21 protein-coding genes are annotated in these 22938 nt (G+C 39.8%); 10 read left to right on the top strand and 11 right to left on the bottom strand.

Annotated features, from left to right (window positions below; translation table 11 throughout):
* Positions 1-100 precede the first annotated feature (100 nt).
* A complete protein-coding gene (locus KME09_13290) occupies positions 101-2218 on the top strand; it encodes an EAL domain-containing protein (GenBank protein MBW4534903.1) in 2118 nt (705 codons plus the stop codon).
* A 201-nt stretch (positions 2219-2419) separates the two neighbouring features.
* Here the strand turns inward: KME09_13290 and KME09_13285 are convergent, their stop codons facing one another.
* From KME09_13285 to KME09_13235, 11 genes are all read right to left on the bottom strand, one after another.
* Positions 2420-2911: a DUF4079 domain-containing protein gene (locus KME09_13285; GenBank protein ID MBW4534902.1), complete on the bottom strand. Its 492-nt coding sequence runs from the start codon at positions 2909-2911 to the stop codon at positions 2420-2422.
* A gap of 78 nt (positions 2912-2989) precedes the next feature.
* Positions 2990-3841: an FkbM family methyltransferase gene (locus KME09_13280; protein MBW4534901.1), complete on the bottom strand. Its 852-nt coding sequence runs from the start codon at positions 3839-3841 to the stop codon at positions 2990-2992.
* Positions 3842-3999: 158 nt separating this feature from the next.
* Positions 4000-4737: an ATP synthase subunit I gene (locus KME09_13275; GenBank protein MBW4534900.1), complete on the bottom strand. Its 738-nt coding sequence runs from the start codon at positions 4735-4737 to the stop codon at positions 4000-4002.
* A gap of 84 nt (positions 4738-4821) precedes the next feature.
* Complete coding sequence (locus tag KME09_13270) at positions 4822-5622, bottom strand: class I SAM-dependent methyltransferase (protein ID MBW4534899.1); 801 nt, start codon at positions 5620-5622, stop codon at positions 4822-4824.
* A 191-nt stretch (positions 5623-5813) separates the two neighbouring features.
* The gene (gene bioB, locus KME09_13265; GenBank protein ID MBW4534898.1) at positions 5814-6869 is read right to left on the bottom strand and encodes a biotin synthase BioB; all 1056 of its coding nucleotides are present in this window, start codon (positions 6867-6869) and stop codon (positions 5814-5816) included.
* A 119-nt stretch (positions 6870-6988) separates the two neighbouring features.
* Positions 6989-7888: an alpha/beta hydrolase gene (locus KME09_13260; protein MBW4534897.1), complete on the bottom strand. Its 900-nt coding sequence runs from the start codon at positions 7886-7888 to the stop codon at positions 6989-6991.
* Between the two features lie 508 nt (positions 7889-8396).
* The gene (locus tag KME09_13255) at positions 8397-9209 is read right to left on the bottom strand and encodes an alpha/beta hydrolase (protein MBW4534896.1); all 813 of its coding nucleotides are present in this window, start codon (positions 9207-9209) and stop codon (positions 8397-8399) included.
* A complete protein-coding gene (locus KME09_13250; GenBank protein ID MBW4534895.1) occupies positions 9206-12700 on the bottom strand; it encodes a PAS domain-containing protein in 3495 nt (1164 codons plus the stop codon). The genes KME09_13255 and KME09_13250 overlap by 4 nt, the downstream gene beginning before the upstream one ends.
* Positions 12701-13063: 363 nt before the next feature.
* Complete coding sequence (locus tag KME09_13245) at positions 13064-14080, bottom strand: diguanylate cyclase (protein MBW4534894.1); 1017 nt, start codon at positions 14078-14080, stop codon at positions 13064-13066.
* 131 nt (positions 14081-14211) lie between these two features.
* Positions 14212-14817 (bottom strand): DUF2062 domain-containing protein, encoded by a 606-nt coding sequence (locus KME09_13240; protein MBW4534893.1) that lies wholly within the window; start codon positions 14815-14817, stop codon positions 14212-14214.
* Between the two features lie 260 nt (positions 14818-15077).
* Entirely contained in the window at positions 15078-15857 is a 780-nt protein-coding gene (locus KME09_13235; GenBank protein ID MBW4534892.1) for a nuclear transport factor 2 family protein, read from the bottom strand.
* Between the two features lie 347 nt (positions 15858-16204).
* On the opposite strand from KME09_13235, the gene KME09_13230 reads away from it, so the two are divergent.
* From KME09_13230 to KME09_13190, 9 genes are all read left to right on the top strand, one after another.
* A complete protein-coding gene (locus tag KME09_13230; GenBank protein ID MBW4534891.1) occupies positions 16205-17659 on the top strand; it encodes a hypothetical protein in 1455 nt (484 codons plus the stop codon).
* A 111-nt stretch (positions 17660-17770) separates the two neighbouring features.
* On the top strand, positions 17771-17950 hold the full coding sequence (locus tag KME09_13225; protein ID MBW4534890.1) for a ssl1498 family light-harvesting-like protein: 180 nt from the start codon (positions 17771-17773) through the stop codon (positions 17948-17950).
* A gap of 148 nt (positions 17951-18098) precedes the next feature.
* The gene (locus tag KME09_13220) at positions 18099-18653 is read left to right on the top strand and encodes a photosystem II reaction center PsbP family protein (protein MBW4534889.1); all 555 of its coding nucleotides are present in this window, start codon (positions 18099-18101) and stop codon (positions 18651-18653) included.
* A 43-nt stretch (positions 18654-18696) separates the two neighbouring features.
* The gene (gene maf, locus KME09_13215; protein MBW4534888.1) at positions 18697-19308 is read left to right on the top strand and encodes a septum formation inhibitor Maf; all 612 of its coding nucleotides are present in this window, start codon (positions 18697-18699) and stop codon (positions 19306-19308) included.
* Between the two features lie 176 nt (positions 19309-19484).
* Complete coding sequence (locus KME09_13210) at positions 19485-19823, top strand: hypothetical protein (protein ID MBW4534887.1); 339 nt, start codon at positions 19485-19487, stop codon at positions 19821-19823.
* A gap of 78 nt (positions 19824-19901) precedes the next feature.
* Entirely contained in the window at positions 19902-20696 is a 795-nt protein-coding gene (locus KME09_13205) for a hypothetical protein (protein ID MBW4534886.1), read from the top strand.
* Positions 20697-20999: 303 nt separating this feature from the next.
* A complete protein-coding gene (locus tag KME09_13200; GenBank protein ID MBW4534885.1) occupies positions 21000-21701 on the top strand; it encodes a hypothetical protein in 702 nt (233 codons plus the stop codon).
* Entirely contained in the window at positions 21698-22399 is a 702-nt protein-coding gene (locus tag KME09_13195; protein MBW4534884.1) for a hypothetical protein, read from the top strand. The genes KME09_13200 and KME09_13195 overlap by 4 nt, the downstream gene beginning before the upstream one ends.
* Positions 22400-22514: 115 nt before the next feature.
* On the top strand, positions 22515-22829 hold the full coding sequence (locus KME09_13190) for a DUF1232 domain-containing protein (protein ID MBW4534883.1): 315 nt from the start codon (positions 22515-22517) through the stop codon (positions 22827-22829).
* The last annotated feature ends 109 nt before the right edge of the window (positions 22830-22938 follow it).

The following is a 22938-nucleotide window of genomic DNA, read 5'->3' as shown; positions in this document are numbered from 1 at the left end:
ACGTTATAGCCAATCTCTTAAAGTTGAAGTAATTAATGATTTAATTCCAGAAGAGGCTAAATCTAAGTTCGACAATTATCCTCCCAGCGTCCCGATCATTATGCTAGGGCAGCTACATAAAAGTCGGTCAGAAAAAACGCCGATCGATCCCAGTTTAGATACTCAAATATTAAGTAAACTAATTCCCAATCCAATCTATACCGATAATTCGGTGCGCTTGGGCAAAGGTGTAGTGGGGGGCAAAATTTTTGATGGGGAATATCATGTCCGACAAGGGGTGGAGCTAGCTCATAAAATCTTGCAAGGAGCAAAGCCCGATGAAATCGGGCCTTTTTTTACCGTAAAAAATCGCTGGATCTTTGATTATCGGCAGTTACTCAAACGCAATATTAAACTCGAACTCTTACCACAAAATAGTGAACTGCTTTATGTTGAAACACCTGTTTACGTTAAGTATCGATCGCTGATTTTGTTAGCGGGTTTGACTTTGCTCGCTAGCTTTATAACCATCGTTTTGCTGATTAGAAGAGGTCGCAAGCGGGAATTAGCCAACCAAGTTCTGCAAGAGAATGAACAGAGATATAAAGATCTCGCAGAAGCAGGAGCTAACGTTTTTTGGGAGCTAGATAAGCATTTAAAATATTCTTATATCTCTGGTAGTACGGAAGATTTATGTGGTCTTGACCCCTCAGCCATGAAGGGTCATTATCCTCCCCAACTGCATCAAAGTAATGCTCGATTAGACGTTGATTGGGAAATGTTTGAGCGCATCACCAAAACCAGACAGCCATTTAAGGACTTTACCTTTAGCCTCCAGGATCGCAATCAAGGTATCCGCATCTTTAAAATTAATGGCAGTCCTTTATTTGACGCTAAACATAACTTTTTAGGCTATCGCGGAGTAAAACAAGAAATTACTGCCGAACAAAATCTCTATCAGAAAATTGCCTACCAAGCTGCTTATGATGATCTGACAGGGTTACTAAATCGCCGTGAATTTAATCAAAAATTAGAGTATTCAGTCCAAAAAGCGCATAAATATCATACTGAGTCGGTACTATGTTATTTAGATCTTGATCGCTTCAAAATTGTTAATGATACCGCAGGTCATTTAGTCGGCGATCGCCTGTTGTCGGAATTAGCCCAGCTTTTAAAAGGTATGATTCGTAAAGAAGACACCTTGGGTAGATTAGGGGGAGATGAGTTTGGTCTACTGCTAGAAGGATGCTCCATTAGTGAGGCAGAGTTGGTCTGCGAACAGCTAATTAGAGCTATTAATAACTATCGTCTGCAATGGAAAACCGTTGAGTTTGATGTGGGAGTAAGTGTGGGGATGGTGGGAATTGGTAACAATGCTGCTGATGCTCCAGAACTATTGAGTCGAGCTGATTTAGCCTGCTATCAAGCAAAAAATCTGGGTCGAGGGCGAGTTTACATCGTGGAAAATGACGATCAACAACTCGATCTCCAACAAACTCAAATGAGTCATGTGGCAAATGTCTCCCAAGCAATTAAGGAAAACCGTTTTTACTTGGTCAAACAGTTAATTAAGCCGATGACAGATCACCATGAACAGCGCGATCACTATGAATTATTGCTCCGTCTCAAAGATCGAGAGGGAAATTTGATTACCCCCGAAGAATTTATTCCCGTAGCCGAACGCTATGGCGTGATTACCATTGTCGATCGCTGGGTATTAGAAGCTGCTCTTGAGTCTTACCCGCAGTATTTTGCTGCTAAAAATGATTTGGTTTCGATCAACTTATCTGGAGCAAGTATTAATGACGAGCGATTCACCACCTTTGCCCTGGATCTGATTAAACAGTCAGAAGTTCCTGGAGACTGTCTGTGTTTTGAAATTACCGAAACCGCAGCGATTGCCCAGATGAACCACGCCCAAAAATTTATGCTGACTATGAAAGAATTAGGCGTGAAATTTGCTCTGGATGATTTTGGCAGTGGACTATCTTCCTTTTCCTATCTAAAGAATTTACCCATCGACTATCTCAAAATTGACGGTAGTTTAGTCAAGGCTATTCCCAATGAGGAATACGATCGCGCGATCGTTACTTCCATTAATGAAGTCGCACATTTAATGGGCATTAAAACCATTGCCGAGTTTGTCGAAACCGATCAAATTCTCGAACATATCGCTCAAATTAGCATCGACTATGCTCAGGGATATATTACAGGTAAACCAGAGGCGATCGCTTCATAGTTATAGCCGTACAAAGTTAGCGGCGCGTTTTGAGTGTGAATCTTCATACTCAAAAGCCGCCGCAGATGAGGACATTAATAGTAATCGGCTCGTAAATAGGAAATAGGAAATAGGAAATAGGAAGTAGGAAGTAGGAAGTAGGAAGTAGGAAGTAGGAAGTAGGAAATAGGAAATGTCCTAACGTTTTTACGTGTGGCTATACTAGCCAATAGATAAACCCAGTTTCAAACCCAAGACAGCGTGGGCGACAAGAATTAATAAGGCAGTACTACCCACATAAGCATGTACTGTTCTAGCAGTTGCTTTATTGCCGATAAAACCTGTCGCAGCAATGATGGCATTAATCGTCAGCAACGAGATGACAACTGTACCTGTCACGAAGTGAGGACTTTCTAAAATAGGTTGTCCCTGCATCACTAGTGACATTACCCCACCTGTATAGCCTAGAAGCAAAAAGATATACATTAAAGGCGCAATTTTACGATGATCGGCTTTATTTTTAATTGCTACTTCCGTATTCGTAGTTGCCAAAGTTCTACCACGCCATCCCGCCCAAGCTGCTGCACTGCCCATAGCAAAGACGACAATACCCATCATCACAGGATGTCCCCAATGAACAATCGGTTCTGGAGTGCCTAAACTATTAAACCAATTGGCGATCGGCTCGATTGAAGACCTAATACTCATTCTGATATTGCTTAACTAAACTTAATAATACTTATAACTATACCGAAAATAGCCCTAGTAATTATCATCTCAAGCCATCTAAAATTAGACTGGCGAGGATTGAAGAAGATGCCTCTCTTCTTTCCAGGCATAAATATTGAGTTGAAAATCAAATCCCGCATAGGAATCTAAGCCAAGAAAAGGAGTTAGTTTTTCAAAAGGATTTTCCATATATAGTCGAAATCCTTCTTGAGACAGAAAATTGACAATCTCGTTTAAGTTTTGCTTTTGTCCAACTTTAGAATGATATTCAATAAAAAAGTGATTGACCGAATCTAGTAAACCTTTGCATCGAGGAAGCACAAACTCTTCTGCTCCTTCAATATCCATTTTAATAAAGTCAAATGCTTGGTTTAAGAGCAATTCAGCAATATCAACTGCCTCAACTTCCACTGTATTGTGATTGTGATTACCATAATCAATCTGACCGCTATCTGCTCCCTCAGAAGCAAAATTGAGCAAAGAATTTTCGTACCAAACTGCTTTGTTGATCAGTTTAACGTTGGGGTAATCTTGACTGTTAATATTGCTTTGTAAGTAGCTAAATACTTTAGGATCTGCTTCTAATGCTACTATTTCTGCATTTGGATATAGCTCGTGAAAAAAGATAATACTCAAGCCAATATTCGCACCTAAATCTAATATTTTAAGTGAAGTATTATCAGCTTTAAATTTGTATATTTGGTTGAGAAAAATTTCTTTATATGCTGATAAAAAAGAAGCTGCGTCGGGAATTATAAGCTCTTTCTGTTTTAATTTAACCTTACATTCTTGATATCTTTGATAGCGATTAAGCTGCGAATATAACTTATTATAGTTTAAATAATTGGGTTCAGTTAATAATTTATGTACATGTCTAATCGGCTCAAAAATTAATGGCTTTACTATTCCATTCATGTTGAATATTGATAGCTAAATATTTATAGTTATAAAGGAAGTAGCGCATTTTGGCAAATAGACTAAATAGTAAATTGTCGGTCGATCTTCCTGGTTAAATAAAGCGATCGCTTTTAAATACTTCTAAATAAATATAGATGAAATTAGCGAATAATTCCCTAGGAGCGATTATCTAACACTGGTTTAGGGGAATGTTTGAACTGAAGGGGAATTTTGATGACTGAACGTGGTTCTAATATTTTGGCTGCTCCTAAAAGATCGAGACTTTCTAATAGAGCATCTTTAATCACTGCTGGTTGAGGCTCAGATAACATCAGACGATAATATTCAATTGACTGCTCGTAATGCTCGGCGGATAAACGATTATTAATTAAAAGACGGGTTAATTGTCTAATGGCTACTAAACGCTTGAGGCGATCGCGATCGCTTAAATCAATCAGTAACTGGTCTAATTTAGCTTCCAGAGAACTTGCTTTTTTACCCCGTAAAGACCAGAGTAAACAGATTAGCGTAGTTAGGCTCACAAAACCTTGAAGAATATTGCCTGTGGCTAACCATTGATTGTCTGCATCAGCCCAAATAGAAGCAGCCAGGTAAGTACAAAAAGCAGCCGACGCTCCAGTACCCACTGCTAAACTTAGCTGGCGATTAGAACCAACAAAAAAATTACGCCATTGCCGACAATAGCTTTGCCAGTGAGAATTTTGGGCGAGATAGCAGGCTGACATAGCACCAATGCCCATGCTGGTAGAGAGGAATAGCTTCCAGTTCATCCACCATAAAAGAGCAAAAACCATTAGGCAGAGTGCTTGCCCACTTAAGCGTTGAAACTGCTTGTCTTTGATCAATAATCTACAGATATTTAGCGTTTGTTGCCAGCTAGTTGCTTGAGACACGAAGAGATTTACCAATCATATTCCGCTTTAATATACTATTTATTTTTCATCATTGGCGACCTTTTGTGACAAACAGCCATATTCTTAACTTTGCTCAGTTGTTAGTTTTTGAGCCATAACTGATACTGTTGCTAAGTAAATACCCCAAGCAGTTTGTTCTTCGGCAAATTGACAGTAGGTTTGAATATCTGTTTGAGTTGCTTTTCCTGTCGCAATATATGTGTCAGCTAAGTGCAGCGCCGAAAGTTTCATCATCGTAGCAATATTTGAATTTCCCTCAACTATGGGAACAGCGTTTTCTACCTGTAGATGCTGGAAGCCTAGTTGTTGTAAAAGAGATGGTAGCTTAATTCCCAGGGCATAATCTTTTCCTTGATTGATAAGCATCTGGCAAATAGCTTGATTTACCTTCTCTACTGATTGCTGTTGGTGTGGAGTTCCCGAAATACATCTAGCAGCAGAAAAATCAGGTTCTTTGATGATCAGCCAGCCTTGAGGCTTAAGTAACTTGGCGATCTTAGTTAACACAGCTGGATCTTTTAGGTGAATTAAGACATTACGAATATGGATCAAGTCAAATGAGTTCACAAAATTAACTTGGTTAATATCAGCCTCAATTACCTCAACATTTGGTAGCTGAGTAGCTTGGATAAAACGAGTATCGAGATCCACTGCCGTCACTTTGCCTGCTGTGCCTACTATTTCTGAAAGCCAGCGCATCATCGATCCTGCACCTGCTCCAATTTCGAGACATTGCCAACCGCTAGTTATACCTGTCGCCAAGATTTGACGACGACTTGCGGGATCGAATATTTTTTCGATCATCTGTAATCTGGTTAACTCCGACTCGAATTGAGTATTGGCAAAAATATATTCTGATTTCATGGTTAAATTTTAGGGTTAAACTTGTACCATTTCTCAAAAGTAATAAGAGACTTGGTAGGTTGGGTAGAACGATAGTGAAACCCAACAAAATCTTTTAGTTGTTGGGTTTCGTGCCTCAACCCAACCTACTAGCTCGAATTGAGTATTGGCAAAGATATATTCTGATTCCATGTTAAATTTTAGAGTTAAACTTAATCCCTAGATAATGCCGATTGCTTAAACTCGACGTTTAAATTTACTTGTTCTTCCGTGGCTAATACCGAACCATCGGGGTTTTCTAAGACAAATCCAGCATCGCGGATCATGGCTAAATCGTTACTGGCAGATTGTCCTACGGTCGTCAGATAATCGCCGACAAAGATGGAATTAGCAGGATATAAGCCCATTACCTGAAGCGATCGCAAATGTACTTCTCTGCCTCCAGCAATTCTAATTTCTTGCTGGGGTAAGATAAAGCGGAATAGATTTAAAATCTTTAGACAACGACGGGGATTCAGTTGATTAACTTCAGATAAAGGTGTCCCTTCAATGGGAATCAAAAAGTTAATCGGTACGCTGGTAACGTTCAATTCCCGCAAGGAATAAGCCAAGTCAATAATATCTTCATCGCTTTCATTCATGCCCAATATTCCCCCCGAACAGGTTGTAATGCCTGCTTTTTGGACATTTTTAAGGGTTGCCACGCGATCGCTAAAGGTGTGAGTACTACAGATATTCTCGTGATGATTGGCTGAAGTGTTCAAGTTATGGTTAACCCTATCTACGCCGACTGCTGCCAAACGCTGGGTTTGATCTTCACTCAATAATCCCAAACAAGCACAGATTTTTAGATCGTGTTTGCTCTTAACCGCCTCAAAAGCTGCTAAAACCTGGTTAAACACCGATTCCGAAGGCGATCGCCCTGAAATTGCCATACAGAATGTACCTGCTTGCAAACTAGCTGCTCGATCTGCTGCTTGAAGGATCTTTTCTTGAGCAATCAAAGGATATTTCTCAATTTCTGCCGTAGAGATTTTCGACTGAGAACAATAGTTACAATCTTCGGGACACAAGCCACTTTGAGCATTGAGTAAAAAATGGAGCCTGACGCGATTAGACCAATAATGATGACGCACTTTGTAAGCTGCGGACAACTGTTCTAGCAGCACCAAATCGGGTGCATTTAAAATACTTTTAGCCGTAGGGCGATCGATTAATCCTCCTGATAAGGAAAGTTCAGCTATGGCACTATAGTCAAGATTCGTCATGGCGATTACGCTTTGCGTTCCGTAGGGTACGCTCTTTATCGATAAGAGAACCCTTTTGTTTTATCACGATCGCTTGAGGTTAAATCAAGAAAAAGTTTTAAAAAGTCAAAAGTCATTAATTATTCACTTAGAAAACGCAGTACCTTTAGATTAAACCTTTCCAACTGTTCAGCATAGGGATTATGGGCGCATTCTTCAAATACTATTAGCTGAGAATTAGGTAATTCAGCCTGAAAGCGATCGCCCAAACTCACTGGAGTTAACTTATCCTGTCTTCCCCACAAGATAAGCGTGGGATGATTGAGTGCCGATAATTTACCATCAAGAGTATCTTCACCCTGCTTGAACAACTCAACTACTTGTTCATTGACATAACCAGAGTTACTAGCGACTGTAAATACATAATTGACAGTTTCCTCGGCTTGGGCAATTTCTTGGTCATATAAAGCCAACGCGAGAAGTTGACGCACTTGTGCCTGAGTTGATGGGTTGAGCAGTTTTAATGAACCTGGAGTAAAACCAAGCATTTGCGGATCGACATCTGGAAGAGCATAGCCAAAACCACCGCTAACATTTACCAACTTGTCTATTTTGTCGGGATAAGTTAAGGCAAAATTTATGGCAATTATCGCTCCCAAAGAGTGACCGATTAAAGAAAAGCGATCGCGATCGAGTGTTTGCAAAAAGCCATGAAGATAATCTACGAAAGTGCCAATGCGATAATTGATGGATGGTTTATCTGACTGACCACAACCAGGTAAATCGAGGGCGATAACGTGAAATTGCTGTGATAATACCTTAATATTCGGCAACCAATCTGATGCCTCGCTGATAAGACCATGTAAAATTACGATCGTTGGTCTATTTACATCCCCTGCTGCCAAATAGCGTAGTTTCTGCCCATAAACTGTAACAAACTGTTTGGTAATAGTTGGCGTTTGCACAGATGCATTAACGTGATTAGTAAGGGCGATCTCTCCTGCAACTCCTAAAACCATAAATAATTCTCGTCGCTTCATGTTAATTTTCTACGATTTTTTTGATATGGGCAATAATCGTTAATACTGTCATAATTGTTCAGATTCCGTGGCAAAAAATTTTCTCGTTCTTTCCCTAGATTACCTTGCTGGTTATTTCTTCATATTGCGTTATTGAATAGCGATCGCAATTTCCTTGAGTATTTATTAGAAACTGACTGTTTATGAATGATATTAATGTCCTAAGATAAGGTAACGAAAAGAAATGAGTTTGTTATACCAATTCTCTATGAAAATGCATTAAATCAGATTTGACTCCTTTGCCCTAAACTAAGCGGGATAAATATCTTTGTCCTAAAGGATTCCCTAACCCTAAAGGGTACCGCTTCGCATAAGGGCGACACGGAGTTAGTACCCTTGCGGTATACACCTTCGGACGATGCGAAGCGAGTGCTTTAGTATAAGCTTCGCGTCCGTCTTTGCCCCAAACTAAGCGGGATAAACGTCTTTGCGTCTTAGCGTCTTTGCGCGAAATCAAAGAAATATGAGATTAATTTGTTGGTGTATATCGATCCAACCATTGTTGAATATCCGCCAAAACCAGATCTGGGATTTCCCAGGGAAACAAATGGGCTACTTGAGGATAGTTTTTATATGCGCAATTGCTCAGATGTTCGGCGGTTTTTTGACTAGCGAAGGGAATGATATGACGATCGCATTCTCCTGATAACATTAAGCAGGGAATCTTAATCTGATCTAAATGTTCTAAGCGGTTATATCCTTGTCTAATGGCAGTGAATAAAGCATTCTGCGCTGCTTTTGAGGTTTGTAAATAGGCAGGGACAGCTTCTTTGGCTAGATAGTGATAAACTTCGGGTTTGTGGTTTTGAATTAGATAACGAAACAGCGATCGCTTGCAAAAAGTATCAATGTTCCATTGCCAGGCTGGTTTGAGATAGTTAGCTATACCCCCGATACCTGTAAACAACAGATCTTGCCAAGTTTCTCGTGGATGGCTACTGAGGGGATGAGCAGCCGTAGCAATTAAGATTAGACCGCTAAACCTGGTGGGCTGTGCTAGGGCTAATTCCATGGCGATAATGCCCCCTAAAGACCAACCTAATACCAGACATTGCTCGATTTGATGCTGGTCTAGCAAGGCGATCAGATCTGTCAGATGATCCTGCATGGCAAAGTTTTGCTGGTAACGACTTTTACCGTAGCCTCGTAAATCGGGGGTAATCGTTTGATATTGCTGGGATAAATAATTGGTAAATACAGACATGCTTGCTATACAGCCAGGATGACCATGTAGACAAAGTACGGGATATCCTTGTCCTTTAATTTCTGTATTTAATTTCATAATTGACTCTGTATTGCAGTTAATTTGGCGATCGCTGTAATTAACTCGGGAATATCGATCGGTTTGGCGATGTGCTGTTTAAACCCCGCATCAAAGCTTCGTTGTTGCTCAATTTCTCCCGCATAGGCGGTAAGAGCGATCGCTGGTATGTCTCGTCCTTGAGGCAGTTGGCGAATCTGCTTAATTAGGCTGTAGCCATCAGTGTGGGGCATCCCAATATCGCTAATAATCAAGTCGGGAGTCGTCTGGTTTAACGCTTCTAAAGCTGCTGCTGCTGATGCCACCGAGATTACTGCTGCACCCTCTTGCTCTACGATCATAGTTAGTATGTCCAACGAGTCTACTTCATCATCTACGACTAAAATAGTCAAACCGTCAAAGTGATTGGATCTTAATGATTGCTCGGCTTCAAAATCTATTTGCTTTGGTGTCGGTACATTCATAAGTGGTAATCTAACGCTAAAAGTCGCTCCTTGATTCAAGCCTGGACTTGATACCGCCACTGTTCCTTCGTGTAGCTCACATAAATGAAGCACGATGGCAAGACCTAGGCCCAACCCGCCAAATTCTCTCGTGTTGGCACTGTCTGCCTGACGAAAGCGATCGAATACATAGGGTATAAACTCAGGTTCGATTCCTCGTCCTGTATCTATGACTTCAATTAATGCTTGTGTAGCAATTCTTTTAAGCTTAATGACTATCTGACCTTGTTCTGGGGTAAATTTTACGGCATTAGTAATCAAATTCCACATAATTTGTTGCAAACGCGCAGCATCTCCTAAAACCTGACCGATATCAGACTCAAATTCGGTTTCAATTTGGATTGATTTGGCTTCGGCGGTTAGCTGGACGGTGGAAAGTGCTGCTCTAATCACTGATTCGAGATTTAACGGCACTTTATTGAGGTTTAGCTTACCTCGTAAGATCTTGGAGACATCAAGTAAATCATCAATTAACTGTGCCTGCAATTTAGCATTTCGTTCAATTATGGCTATTCCTTGAACGATCCTGTCTGCATCTAGTTTCCCTGCTAAAAGTAGCTGTGACCAGCCTAAGATTGGATTTAGGGGGGTGCGTAGTTCATGAGAAACGATCGCCAGAAACTCATCTTTGAGCTGATTGGCTTGGATTAAATCTTCGGTTTGCTGGAGTAGTTTTTGCTCTAGCTGTTTTATTTTAGTAATGCTGGTGTTTGTGCCGTACCACTTAACAATTTCTCCCTGTTCATTGCGCAACGGTCTAGCTTTACAGAGAAACCAGTCATATGTTCCTTCAGCACAACGTAAACGAATTTCTAAAGCAAATTGAGAATTGGTTTTAACTGCCTGAATCCAACTTTCTGTAACAGTTGGTAATTCGTCAGGATGCACGATACTCGCCCAACCTTGCTTCCGCATTTGCTCTAGATTGAGTCCTGTATAATCCTGCCAGCGTTGATTAATATAATCTAGGTGTCCGTCTCTTGCTGCCGTCCAGATTTGTTGAGGAATTACTTTAGTAATTAACTCCAGCTCATGTTCTCTTTGCTTAAGAGCTTGTTTAGCAGCTTCGCGATCGCTTATATCCATACCAAAGGGAACTAGATATTCTACCTCTTGGCGATCGTTAAACTTGGGAACTATGCCGAAATCCGCCACGATCAATTTTTCTGATTTAACCCTGGCAAGAATGTCAAAACGCACCATTTCTCCTGCTGAGGCGCGCATAATAGCATTATCGATCTGTTGCTGAATTTGAGGATCGTAAGACCACCAATAAGCTTCGCTAAAGTGTTTATTTAAGATTTCTTCTGGCTGCAAATCAGCCAAATCTAAAGCTGTTTGATTGACTTCCGTGACAATTCCATCAGGAGTTAAAAATCCAGCAAAAATGGGTAAGCTGTCGAGTAACATTCTCAGCTGCTGCTTACTGTGACGTAAAGCCGCTTCATTCTCTTTAAGATGGGTAATATCTAAATTAATCCCGCTCAAACGAATTGGCTCGCCACTGACATCACGGGTAACATTACCCACCCCCAATAACCAGCGAATCCCCTTTTGAGGATGGAAAACCCGAAATTCAGTCTGATATTCAGCAGATTCTCCTGATAGAACTTTGGCTAAATCTTGGCTAGTTCGCTCTAAGTCGTGGGGGTGTAATGATTGTTGCCAATCCTCATATTGTAAAGGCTTTATCTGAGGATCGATACCATACAGGTCATAATTTTCTGGCGACCAAACAATCTCTTGTTGAATCAGATCCCAACTCCAAGTCCCAGCTTGAGCGCTGGAGAGGGCAAGTTTGAGCAACTTTTGGCTTTCAATTAGCTGTTGTTCTGCTTGTCTTAAATTAGTAATATCTCCTACCGTACCGATCATCTGGACGGCTTGACCCAATCGATTGTAAATACCTTTACCTTTAGCAAATATCCAGTGAATACTATCATCTGGCCAGACAACACGATATTTAATATTGTATTCAGTCTGATTAGCTAGAGCTCGATCAATAGCTGCTTGAGTGCGATCGCGATCTTCTGGATGAAGGGCACTAATAAATTTTGCATGGCTGGGTTCAACATCAAGTGGCATCCCAAACAGAGCTTTACATTGGTCTGTCCACTCCAGAGTTTCCTCTTGCAGATTCCAAAACCACATTCCCGTGCCAGAGGCGAACAATGCCAGTTTTAAGCGTTCTTCGCTTTCTTTTAAAGCCATTTCTGCCTGCTTGCGAACGCTAACATCTCTAGCAACACCCAATATCTGCTCTATGTGACCATCAGCAGTACGGCGGTATACCTGATCCTGGGAGCAAAACCAGCGCCATCTACCATTGCGATGACGCATCCGATATTCAAGTTTCACTACTGCTCCAGGCTGCGATCGCTCTAATTTGGCTAAATGAGCGGGGAATTGCGCAAAATCTTGAGGGTGCATGACTTCAAACTGAAACTCATCACCCATTGCTTGAATTTCTTCTGGGGTATAGCCTAATAAATCGTAAGCTTGGGAATTAACATAAAGATTGCGCTGGGAAATTGCATCAAATAGATACAGCAAGCCAGGAACAGCTTCCGCCGAAACTTTAAACTCAGGAGTATCTACCTGGGGTTGCTCCCCTGTAATATCCCGAAAGCTGGTTACTACCCCAGATGGTTTGTCAGTGTTTCCTGAAAATAAAGGCTGGGAATCCAATGAAAGCCAGATTAAATGATCTTCTGACTGATAAAAGCCGATTTTTACACTACTCGAAGGCTGTCCCGTGGCTAAGACACTAGCTACACCCCCAGAATAATAAAAAGCGATCGCTGGATGGGTGTTAGGGGGAAAAGGTAAATTTTCTGCCTGAGTAGTCTGCCAGGATATTTTCGGCGGAACCACCCCAATCATTGCTGCGGTGCTATAGCCCAGAATCTTTTCGGCTTCCTTATTGCAACTTTGAATACTACCATCTGCCAGCTGAATGATTACACCTATCATGGCTGTATTAGAAGTGCTTTTTAAACCTGTCTTCATCTTGATGCTTAAACTGAAAAGAAGAGTAATCTCTAAGCTCTAAGCCTGGTATAGTTCCTCCACTTCTTGATTTAAGTGGAATAAGACATAGTAGGAGGTTAAATTTCCTATGTATGTAAGCTTATAGCTAACCGCTTGGCGGTATTAATTATATGATGGCGCAAGTCTGTATGCTGCTGTACGCTAATTATTTGATTTTAATCGCCAAATTAACCATTATCTTGTGTTGAACATTGAACACATTGAACACTAAATAATCGTGTTTTTTCTCAAGCTGCACTGCTTTGTTTTTTGTCTATCTTAGGTTGTATGCGTACCATATTAGTATTACTTTAGATAGATAATTACTAAATAATTTCTTAACTAATTGAGGAGTTTAACAATAGCGCGATCGCGACCTTCTTTTTTTGCTTGATAAAGAGCTCGATCGGCAGTAACCAAAAGTTGTTTTTTAGTGTATTTTGAGCAGGGAATCACAGCGCTAACGCCTATGCTTAAGGAGACGTAATCTCCCACTAAAGAATCTGGATGAGTTAGAGAGAGGGTTTTAATTTGTTGACGCATTTTTTCTGCTACTACTAGAGCATTATTTGCTGATGTTCGAGGTAAAATTACGGCAAATTCCTCTCCCCCATAGCGAGCCACGAGATCTGTAGGGCGTTGGACGGCTCTTGATAATGCTTGAGCTACCTGTTGTAAACAAGTATCTCCCTGCTGATGACCAAAGCGATCGTTATAAAGTTTAAAATAATCAACATCACAAAGAATTACAGCTAAAGCAAACTGTTCTCTTCTGGCTAGCTGCCATTCCCTAGTCAAAAAATCATCGAAATAATAACGATTGGCTATGTTCGTCAACCCATCTACAGTAGCTAATTTACTTAGTTTTTGATTGACCTCTAATAATTTGCGTTCGATCGCTTTACGCGCGGCAATTTCTTGTTCTAGTTGTTGATTTTTGGTTTTTAGTTCTGTTTGTAGACGGTGATATTTTAGTTGAGTTTCTACCCTGGCAACAACTTCTTCCATTTGAAAGGGTTTGGTAATATAATCATTGCCACCAAGATTAAAGGCTTGAGTTTTATTATTAACTTCTTTAAAAGCACTAATAAATATAATCGGGATATCTCGAGTAAGGCGATCGCTCTTAAGTATCTGACAAACCTCAAAACCACTCATTTCAGGCATACTAACATCTAATAAAATTAGATCTGGAGGGTTTGCCTTGGCTAAATTGATAGCTGATTTTCCTCGATTACATTCGGCGACTTCGTATCCTTGAAGCGCAAGTATTATCGACAAAAGTTTTGTATTATCTGGTTGATCATCAACTACTAAAATTTTACCCTGATGCTCTGGCGTGTGCTTAAATTGAGACATACTTCTGAGTGCTGGCAGTAAAAATATTAAAATATTTACTCTGCTCAATTCATCTTTCTTTAGTCAGAATTTTTTAATATCGCCTTAAATATTAGTCCCAATCAATGTTAAAAATTGAAGATATATTCATTTTATTTTTGCCTTCTGATGCTACGACGGCGGATAGTGCGATGGTGTATTCGTTCTAAAATTGCCAAGCCATAAAAGTAGGTAATTACCGCCATAATCATTCCCACCACAAAACTTCCCGTCAGCAAAGTAATTGCAAAGGTAGAACCTAGTTCTTTAAAGGCAGCAAAAGACTCAAGAGTAAGGGGTGGCAGAACTGTATCTTGTGTTCCTAACAACAGCTTACCAATTTTATAGTTGAAAATATAAAGCGGTACAGAGGTTAGAGGATTACTAATCCAGGTTGCTGCTAATGCTGCGACTTTGCTACCACGAAAAACAGCAGCGAACAAGAGCGCCAGTAGACTTTGCATACCAAAGAAGGGGAAGCAGCCAGTAAAAACTCCTACAGCTAATCCCTTGGCTACGACTTCTGGTTTATCCTGCAATCTTAATAGCCTGAGATAGGCTAAACGAATTAGCCTACTTAAACTATGCCGACGCAACTTTAAATGTTTCTGGTTATGTTTACGGCTTCTACGCACTGGAGGTGTTAGAACATTTAGCGATCTTGTTTGCCAATAGGTTCTGTCTGAGGTTGAATTATGGGGGAAATGTTTCTGACTCATGTTGATTGAAAAAAGTGATCATCTACCAGGGATCGACGTTACAGACGAACCTTTTTGAGAACTGGAGACATATCACAATCATAATAACTAAGCTAACAGAAATAATTATTTCGGCTCAAGGTTCATCACATTTTCTGATTTTAGACAAAAATACTGTTGTCAGTCAGATTAAAACCTCGCTCCCAAATTTAAGAGCTAAGAATTTACGGTTATTTTTAACAAGCGACATAATTCTGGATTCTGCTATTGCCTAAATAGTTTCACTGTTTGGCTTGCTGTTCTTTAATGTTAATTCGATGAGTAATCATGGTCATACCATCTCCCCGAACTAAAATAGCCGATAGCCAATTACTTTGAGGAACTGTAGGAGCAGTTGCCACTTTATAGATTCCCCCCGCAGCTAATGGTTCTAACTCTAAGGAAGCGGAGTTAAGATATAAATTAGCAGCAGTTTTCTCTTCTTGAACAGCTCCCAACAATACTCGATCTCCCAAGGGTTCATCAACAATCAAATCAAAATTATATTTTTCACCTGTGGTTACGCTATCTGGTGCAACGACTTGAACCTGGGGAGGATTAGCTCCAGATGTTAACTGCGATTCCTCTGTTAGTATTTCCTGGCGAACTAATTTTTGTCCCTGAAAATATTGGCGAGATCTAATTGTTGAGTTTAATTGCGCTTGTCTCCCCGCTTTAGTTTGAATCCCTGTGATGGTAGTGAGAGTTTCGGCAACTAGCTCATTTCCTGATTCTGACCAAGATTCAATTTCCGTGGTGTATTTTAGCTGGGGATAATTTTGCCACATTTGGGTTAAAGCCTTCTCTAAAGTAGCCGTCGTTAAGCCATCTGAATTCTTAAAGTCTTTACTGTAGTAATTAATCACTCCCTCTATATCTTTCTTGTTCGCAGCTTCTTCAATTCCTGCAACAACTTGAGTTAATTCCTCGGGGGCAGTTGCCGCATTTTCTCCCTGAGCAATATTGGTCATCCCGCCAATGATTCCTAGATTTAGTAACAAGATTGTGGCAAATTTTTTCATATCTCTATTGTTGTTGAACTTAATGGTTGACATTTAATCGGCTAATCAGCGAATTTAATCCCCGAAGAGATTGCTTAGGATCGCTAAAACCCAGGCTGGGTCTCGTTTAATCCTTGAGCAATTATTCTTTAGATAAACTTTAGTTTAATTTCCAGCAAAAATGGGCAGAATATAAGAGTACAGAAAGTAAAAAACTCGATAATATTCTTGTTACTCATGTAGTTTTTGACAACTACAAAAATACCAATTTGACTAACAGTCAAATTAAATCAAAGTTTTGGTTTGCTTGGCGTCATCTTAGCGAGTCGTAATTACTTTTTAATTTCTTCTATCTCTCCCATACATGAATGAAAGCCATTGTAGCAAACGTCCTCTTTGGTGGTATTTTCGGCTGTCTTAGCTGCGCTAATTCCACTCTGGCAACTCCAGTTAAACCAAGATCGCCCCAACAAAGGCAGATAGTGTCCGCCAACACAGAATTTAATCAGCAGTTGAAACAAACTGTCTTTTCTAGTTCTAGTGTTCCTTTACAAACTAATTATTTCTTCCCCCAAATATCTCCTAAAACTGATTGTGTACTCAATTTTTGCGATCGCGCAGCGGAGGCGCGACGCGAAGCTAGTGCTAAAGCATACCGCTACGCATATCCTTTAGGGGAGCCTCATCGCCAAGAGTGGACTTTGCCTAATTCCTCGGAGCAAACAAGTGACCAATTACCATCTTTGCCACAGCAACTTTATATTCATCAGTCGTATCAAAATGATTTAGTCTTAGGCTTCCAAAAAACTTTTTGGCCAAGTAAGAATCAACATCGATACTGGGGTATAACTACCATTGAACATTGGGGAAAACATGAGCAGCAGACAAACCCATCGTCGCTAAACTACACCAACTCTGCTCCTGCATTAGCTTTAGGTAGTGCCAGTCTCACTGTTTCAGGCGGGGGAAATCACAACTTAGCCAAGCCAGTAACTCTCGATCGAGGTTTTAATGCTGTCCCAGAATTTGAAGATTTTCGTGCTGGAATTACTTATCATCATGGCATCACCCAACAGCTAACCATGGGGGTTGGTTTTGTTTATGAAAATGCTTTAGTTGGTTTTACCCAGCTAACCTACGACGGCGATATCTTACCAATTAAAGCTACTATTTCTCTGTTGGCGCAAGAATCTGGCATAGATTTTCATACTCATATTCGTTTTCAACCTAGTTCCAATTTTGTAGCTAATTACTACAGCGATGCTGAAAAACAAAAGTTTGATGTGAATTGGGGTGTTTATCCTGGTTTAACTTTAGTTGCCAGAGGAAATACTAAAGCAAAATATTACAGCGCAGGAATAAAAGTAGCAATACACAACGATTACTTTTCTCTTTCTGCCACCGCAGCTTTAGATCATGAGCAAAATTTACAGTGGCAATTAAATTCTCAGATTGGAGGTTTACAATTTACCTACAATGGTAATCAAAATAAAAGTAATTTAGAACTGAGCAGTCAACTGCTTGATTCAGACAATTTTGGGATTCAATGCTCTGCTTTTGTTAAATATCAGAATGTTTCAGGCAAGAAAGAGCAGCAAGAATTTATAGTCTGGGGCGCAAAAATACATTCTCAGACTCAAGTTAGTCCAAACCAACATCAATGGAACTTTGAGCTAGGCTATGGCACAAGTTCTGAGGGTAACGGTTTGATTGCTAATGGTACTATTGCACTTCAGCCTGACTTATTTTTAAAACTTGGTTATCAGGAAATATCTGCCATATCTGACGAAACTAAGGTTAAGCTTCAGCTAAGTTCAAACTGACTTTTGCTCTTAAAAAGATTAAATGCGATCGCATGATTGATTGTGCGATCGGATAAATAAGATTACTATTTATTAAGGTTTACAAATAAAAATTTAGAGGAAATAAAATTTATGCCTTATACAGAAGAAGAAGGTGGATTACTAAATAATTTTGCTAGAGAACCTCAAATGTATACAGCAGAAGAGCCAGATTCGGCGCAAAAACGCAACTATGCAATTTTTGGTGTCCTCGCATTTTTGCTTTTAGGTGGTGTTGTAGCTGTTGCAGTATATGCTTCAACTGTAAGTTAAGATTTTAAACATTTAATCTTAAGAAAAATGACGGTAGATGTCCCCTGGGCAAACAATTTAGCCTGGGGCATTTCTGTGTCGTGAGATAATCAAAAATAAAAGATACAAATATCACAAAAAGCTGATTTATAGAGGTAACTAAACAAAAATGTTTAAGTCGTTTTGCGCTGGATTATTAATTGTTTTAAGTTTAGTCATTACAAGCTGTTCTACAGGGGTAACTGGATTACAAAGCTATGTTAATACGAGTAAGGGGTATGAGTTTCTCTATCCTAACGGTTGGATTCCTGTTAATCTAGGCACTTCTGCCAGAAAAACTGTCGATGTGGTTTTTCGCGATTTGGTCGAAAGAACTGAAAATCTGAGCGTCATTATTAACGAAGTTCCTGATGGTAAAACTCTAGAGGATTTGGGTAGTCCTTCTGAGGTTGGCTATCGTCTACTTAAGGTAATTAATAGTACTCCTAAAGGTGAAAGAGAAGCCGAGTTTATTCGTGCTGAAGCCAGAGAAAATAAAGATAAGAAGTATTATCTATTAGAGTATGAAGAAGAAATACCCGAACAAGGGACAAGACACAATATTGCTAGTGTGGCGGTAAGTAGAGGCAAGATTTTTACTTTTAATCTCTCAACGCCTGAAAAACGCTGGGATACAGTTAAGGATAGTTTTGAGGTGGCGGTTAAATCCTTTACTGTGCGTTAATCTTCACGATCCTATTTGAGAGCAATTGAATCATTAACTGTCTATGAGCGCCAAGAAGACATCTACATCCCCGCCTTTCGTTTTGGCTTCAGCTTCCCCTGCTCGTCTAAAATTACTGCGGATGGTGGGGATTGAGCCGATTGTTTGTAAGAGCGATTTTGATGAAGATCAAATTCAGCTTGAAGATGCAGCAGAACTAGTACAGACTTTAGCCAGATGTAAGGCGGAAACTGTAGCGCCACAGTTCAAAGGTGCTTTGGTTTTGGGTTGCGATTCGGTACTGACGATCAACGATCGCATTTATGGTAAGCCAGAATCACCCCAGATAGCGATCGCCCGTTGGCGAGGAATGCGCGGTAAAATGGGTAAAATCTATACAGGTCATGCTTTAATTGACCTGGAGCAACAAAGACAAATTGTTCGCTGTGGTGTGACTGAGGTTTATTTTGCCGATCTTAGCGATCGCACGATTGAAGCCTATATTGCTACTGGTGAACCCCTCAATTGCGCGGGTAGCTTTGCTTTAGAAGGTAAAGGCGGTATGTTTGTCGAGAAAATAGTTGGTTGTCACAGCAATGTTATTGGTTTAAGTCTGCCTATGCTATATCAAATGATGGAAAGCTTGGGCTACAATGCGACAAATTTCTGGAATTAATGGCGTATTTAATTAAATTTTAGTTAAATTCACACACTGCCTAGTTGCTTAGAGACTTGGTAGGTTGGGTAGAACGATAGTGAAACCCAACAAAATTTTTTAATCGTTGGGTTGAGGCACGAAACCCAACCTACATTTTGCTTTAAACGAAGCTGATTAGTTAAAATGCATTACTCATGACATCAAATAGACAAACTACAGCCCCATCTTTAGCTCAAGAAATCTTTCAGCTTCTAACCATTGCCATGAGTGAAATAGTGGAGGTTGAGGTAAGTACTTATGTCGATAGCTGGGACTTAGATCATTTAGAGCAATCGGCATCAACCAGTAGGTTTCATACTCAAATCGATCTCCTCAACCAAACAGTAGAACATGAAATTGATCTTAAATTGATTGACAATCCTACCTATGGCGAATTACAACGATGGCATATTGAGCAAGTACGCCAAAGACAAGAATCTTTAATCAAGAATCTTGCCAACCTAGAACAGATGCGACAGATTTTAATTAATTGATGATTAATCCAGATCGTATTTAAATTTTAGATAGGTAAGCTGGCTCGATTGGATATGACCTCTAGAAGATTAATAACGATGACATCCAGCGAAGATTTTAAACAAGCAATTAAAGCAGGTAATATTAGCGAAGCGTTTCTGGTGGCGATGAGCAATGCACCAGAGTTAAATATTACGACAAAAATAGTCACCGCCGATGGACAGAAGATCGATGCAGAAAATGTTCAGATGGATAACTATCTCCATACTCATATCAATTTAATTGAAGGAAAAGTTGAAAATGAAATTGGCGAAAAACTAACGGGCGATCGCTATTCGGAAATTAAGCAATTCCACCTTCAGCAGGTAACTCAAGGACACCAAACAATTCAACACAATTTGATCAGTTTGCAAAAGATGTTCCAACTGATGTCGTCTTTTCAACAGCAGCAAGCAACACATGCGAATTGGGTAGATATTGCAGCAGATGTCGCCCGCGAATCTTTGCCAACGCAAGCTAATACTGGTAATCTTTATGGCATGCCCAATGCCTTAGAAGCTAGTAAAGTAGGCAACCACAGAGCAAATCAGACAAATCAGCCTGTAGCCAAGATTGAGGAAAATAATCTTGAACCTCAATTACCTGCTTTAAATGCTGAAGATGAGCAGATGGTTAATGATCTACTGTCTTTGGCCGATCTTGAAGATGGTGCCGAGTTAGAAGAAACGGCAACTCCTGAAAATCAACCAGACTGGAGTGAGTGGTTAGATGAAGAGCCTGATGTCAAAACTGGAGTGTTCGATCTAAAATCTCTCAACATCAAAGAAGCCAAAGAAACTTGGCACAATTGGGAAGAACAAAACGAAGCAGTTGACACAGATCCTGAGTCGTAAATTAGACTAAATCCGATTCTCAAAAATAACTTTGTGGTAAGCAGTTTATAGTCGTACAAAGTTAGATTAGGACATCAATAGTAATTGGCTCGTAAGTAGACGAGCGACCCCGCGTCGGCGTAAGACGCAAGGGAATGCGCGAGGTAGGAAATAGGAAATAGGAAATAGTATTTCAAAAATGCCCTAACGTTGTTACGAATAGCTATAATTGCGCTGAAACTCTATTACCCGTTACTCGTTACTCGTTACTCGTTACCCATAAATGTTGTATACCAACAGAATTCAGGATCACATCCTTTTTAAATGCCGTTTTTGAATCAAATGCTGACAAATATTACTACAGTGGAAATCAGCACTGTGATTGTGGATGAAATTGTCGATGAGATCTTTATCCCTTGGGAAGTTTACCAAGCTATTTATGGTCTCTCTCGCTCCTTTTTAGAACAATCAGCAATCGATCTGTCTTTGTGGAATCGCTATTTGCAGTTACGCCGACAATTAGAATTAGCCTATTGTCTCTTGCTAATAGATGCTAGTTCAACGCAATATAACCGCCTGCTAGTAGCTGAAATCAAACGCGATTTACCGATTTTAAGTCAGCAAAACGTTGATTGGGAGAATATTCCCACGAGATTACCCGAACCAATTTCTAGTAGTCGTAACTCGATGTCACAGGTTAATCAACTATTAAAGGAACGTCAGTTTATTAATATCTTGCAGCAGTTAAACAAACGGAAAATTGCTTTAGATCGGCGCGATCACATTTTGCAAAGTTCATCCCGTCAGCATGATATTACGGATACGACGTACGCTCAAACATCGTTACAACTCAACGGTAAAATTGTGAACCGTTATTCTCAAGCAATTTTAGGACGCAGCGATCGCCATTTACTCTTACAGTTACACGAACGCTCAACCGCCACAGGAGAACAACAGTGGCGCGGGTTAGTCAAATTTATGCTTTCTTTGGTCGCACGCCATTCAACAGTGAGCAATGAGCAATGAGCAACGAAGTTCTAAATTCATGTATTCAAATTAAATTAACCAGAATCAGCCGTCAAGTAACTATTCCCGATCGAGTTTGTTTTTGTCTGGATGCCAAACTACTGGAGCAAATCGCCCAGAATCAAGCTACCGAGACTAAATTAGTTCTATCTGCGACTAATTTAGCTAATCTACGTCACTATGCGCTGTTAAATTTACCCTGCTCACCGCGTTCAACTCTGGCGCAATCTTGCTTAACTTTTTCCACAGAATATTTATTTGACAACGAGCAAGTTTCTCATGTTTTGTTTCGCAGTGTCATCGACCTAGAAGGTAAAATCTCTCAGCAAATCAAGCAAGAATTGATCCATAATCCCCCACTACTCAATCAAATATCTCAAGCTCATTATTGGCTCGTTGGCGAAATCCTGGCGCAACTTCCCTTTAAATCAAAAGCTTGGTATTACTGGTTATTATCTGGTTTGATGGCGATCGCTATAATTACAATTAACATTTTGATTTGGTATTTAATACCACTCAACTATCTAGCCAAGCTATTAATTTGCTTAGGTCTTTTTTTATTCGGGAAATCAGTTTTAAGCATACTCATAACTCAACAGCTTAAATCTTGGATTATCTATCATTTGCTAGATGGACTACTATCAAAAAGTGTTAGACAAAGACGAATAGGTCTAAAAGCTCTGAGTTTTTTACTTTGATTTAGTAATTTTTTAATCGTATTTACCGAAAGATAGATATCTGGTTATCCACCCTGAAGTTACTATTAAAATCTGTCAAAATAAAACAAGTTAGTCGAGGACACAAATAATAAATATGAACTTCTCTCTTTCTTCCCTATATAATTGGTATCGCGATGCAATCCGCCACCCTAAATACCGTTGGTGGGTAATTTTAGGAACTATTATTTATCTTGTTAGCCCAATTGATATTGCACCAGACTTTCTTCCAGTTTTAGGTCAGATAGATGACGTAATGTTAGCAGGTTTATTATTTACTGAACTATCACAAATGATGATTGCTAAACTGCAAACTCGTCAAGATAATAAAAACGTTACTACAGATGCTAGTACTGAAAGTTCTGCCAGCAAAACTGTTGATGTTGATGCAGAAACCATAGCTACTAGCTAGATAAAACTAGATAAAATTTATTTGAATTATAAAGATCCAGTTAAAATATGCAACCTGTATAAAATAATTAGGTTGTGTATTTTTTTGTTTTTTAACTAAATAATCATAC

Origin of the sequence: Pleurocapsa minor HA4230-MV1, assembly GCA_019359095.1 — a bacterium.
GTDB lineage: Bacteria > Cyanobacteriota > Cyanobacteriia > Cyanobacteriales > Xenococcaceae > Waterburya > Waterburya minor.
Note: the sequence above shows the minus strand (reverse complement) of the source record. Positions and strands in the feature narration are given on the sequence as shown.

Coding starts and splice junctions, on each gene's coding strand:
- KME09_13290 (MBW4534903.1), top strand. CDS start 101: ATGCTAGGGCAGCTACATAAAAGTCGGTCAGAAAAAACGCCGATCGAT.
- KME09_13280 (MBW4534901.1), bottom strand. CDS start 3,841: ATGAATGGAATAGTAAAGCCATTAATTTTTGAGCCGATTAGACATGTA.
- KME09_13270 (MBW4534899.1), bottom strand. CDS start 5,622: ATGAAATCAGAATATATTTTTGCCAATACTCAATTCGAGTCGGAGTTA.
- bioB (MBW4534898.1), bottom strand. CDS start 6,869: ATGACGAATCTTGACTATAGTGCCATAGCTGAACTTTCCTTATCAGGA.
- KME09_13260 (MBW4534897.1), bottom strand. CDS start 7,888: ATGAAGCGACGAGAATTATTTATGGTTTTAGGAGTTGCAGGAGAGATC.
- KME09_13255 (MBW4534896.1), bottom strand. CDS start 9,209: ATGAAATTAAATACAGAAATTAAAGGACAAGGATATCCCGTACTTTGT.
- KME09_13250 (MBW4534895.1), bottom strand. CDS start 12,700: ATGAAGACAGGTTTAAAAAGCACTTCTAATACAGCCATGATAGGTGTA.
- KME09_13245 (MBW4534894.1), bottom strand. CDS start 14,080: ATGTCTCAATTTAAGCACACGCCAGAGCATCAGGGTAAAATTTTAGTA.
- KME09_13240 (MBW4534893.1), bottom strand. CDS start 14,817: ATGAGTCAGAAACATTTCCCCCATAATTCAACCTCAGACAGAACCTAT.
- KME09_13235 (MBW4534892.1), bottom strand. CDS start 15,857: ATGAAAAAATTTGCCACAATCTTGTTACTAAATCTAGGAATCATTGGC.
- KME09_13230 (MBW4534891.1), top strand. CDS start 16,205: ATGAAAGCCATTGTAGCAAACGTCCTCTTTGGTGGTATTTTCGGCTGT.
- KME09_13225 (MBW4534890.1), top strand. CDS start 17,771: ATGCCTTATACAGAAGAAGAAGGTGGATTACTAAATAATTTTGCTAGA.
- KME09_13220 (MBW4534889.1), top strand. CDS start 18,099: ATGTTTAAGTCGTTTTGCGCTGGATTATTAATTGTTTTAAGTTTAGTC.
- maf (MBW4534888.1), top strand. CDS start 18,697: ATGAGCGCCAAGAAGACATCTACATCCCCGCCTTTCGTTTTGGCTTCA.
- KME09_13210 (MBW4534887.1), top strand. CDS start 19,485: ATGACATCAAATAGACAAACTACAGCCCCATCTTTAGCTCAAGAAATC.
- KME09_13205 (MBW4534886.1), top strand. CDS start 19,902: ATGACATCCAGCGAAGATTTTAAACAAGCAATTAAAGCAGGTAATATT.
- KME09_13200 (MBW4534885.1), top strand. CDS start 21,000: ATGCCGTTTTTGAATCAAATGCTGACAAATATTACTACAGTGGAAATC.
- KME09_13195 (MBW4534884.1), top strand. CDS start 21,698: ATGAGCAACGAAGTTCTAAATTCATGTATTCAAATTAAATTAACCAGA.
- KME09_13190 (MBW4534883.1), top strand. CDS start 22,515: ATGAACTTCTCTCTTTCTTCCCTATATAATTGGTATCGCGATGCAATC.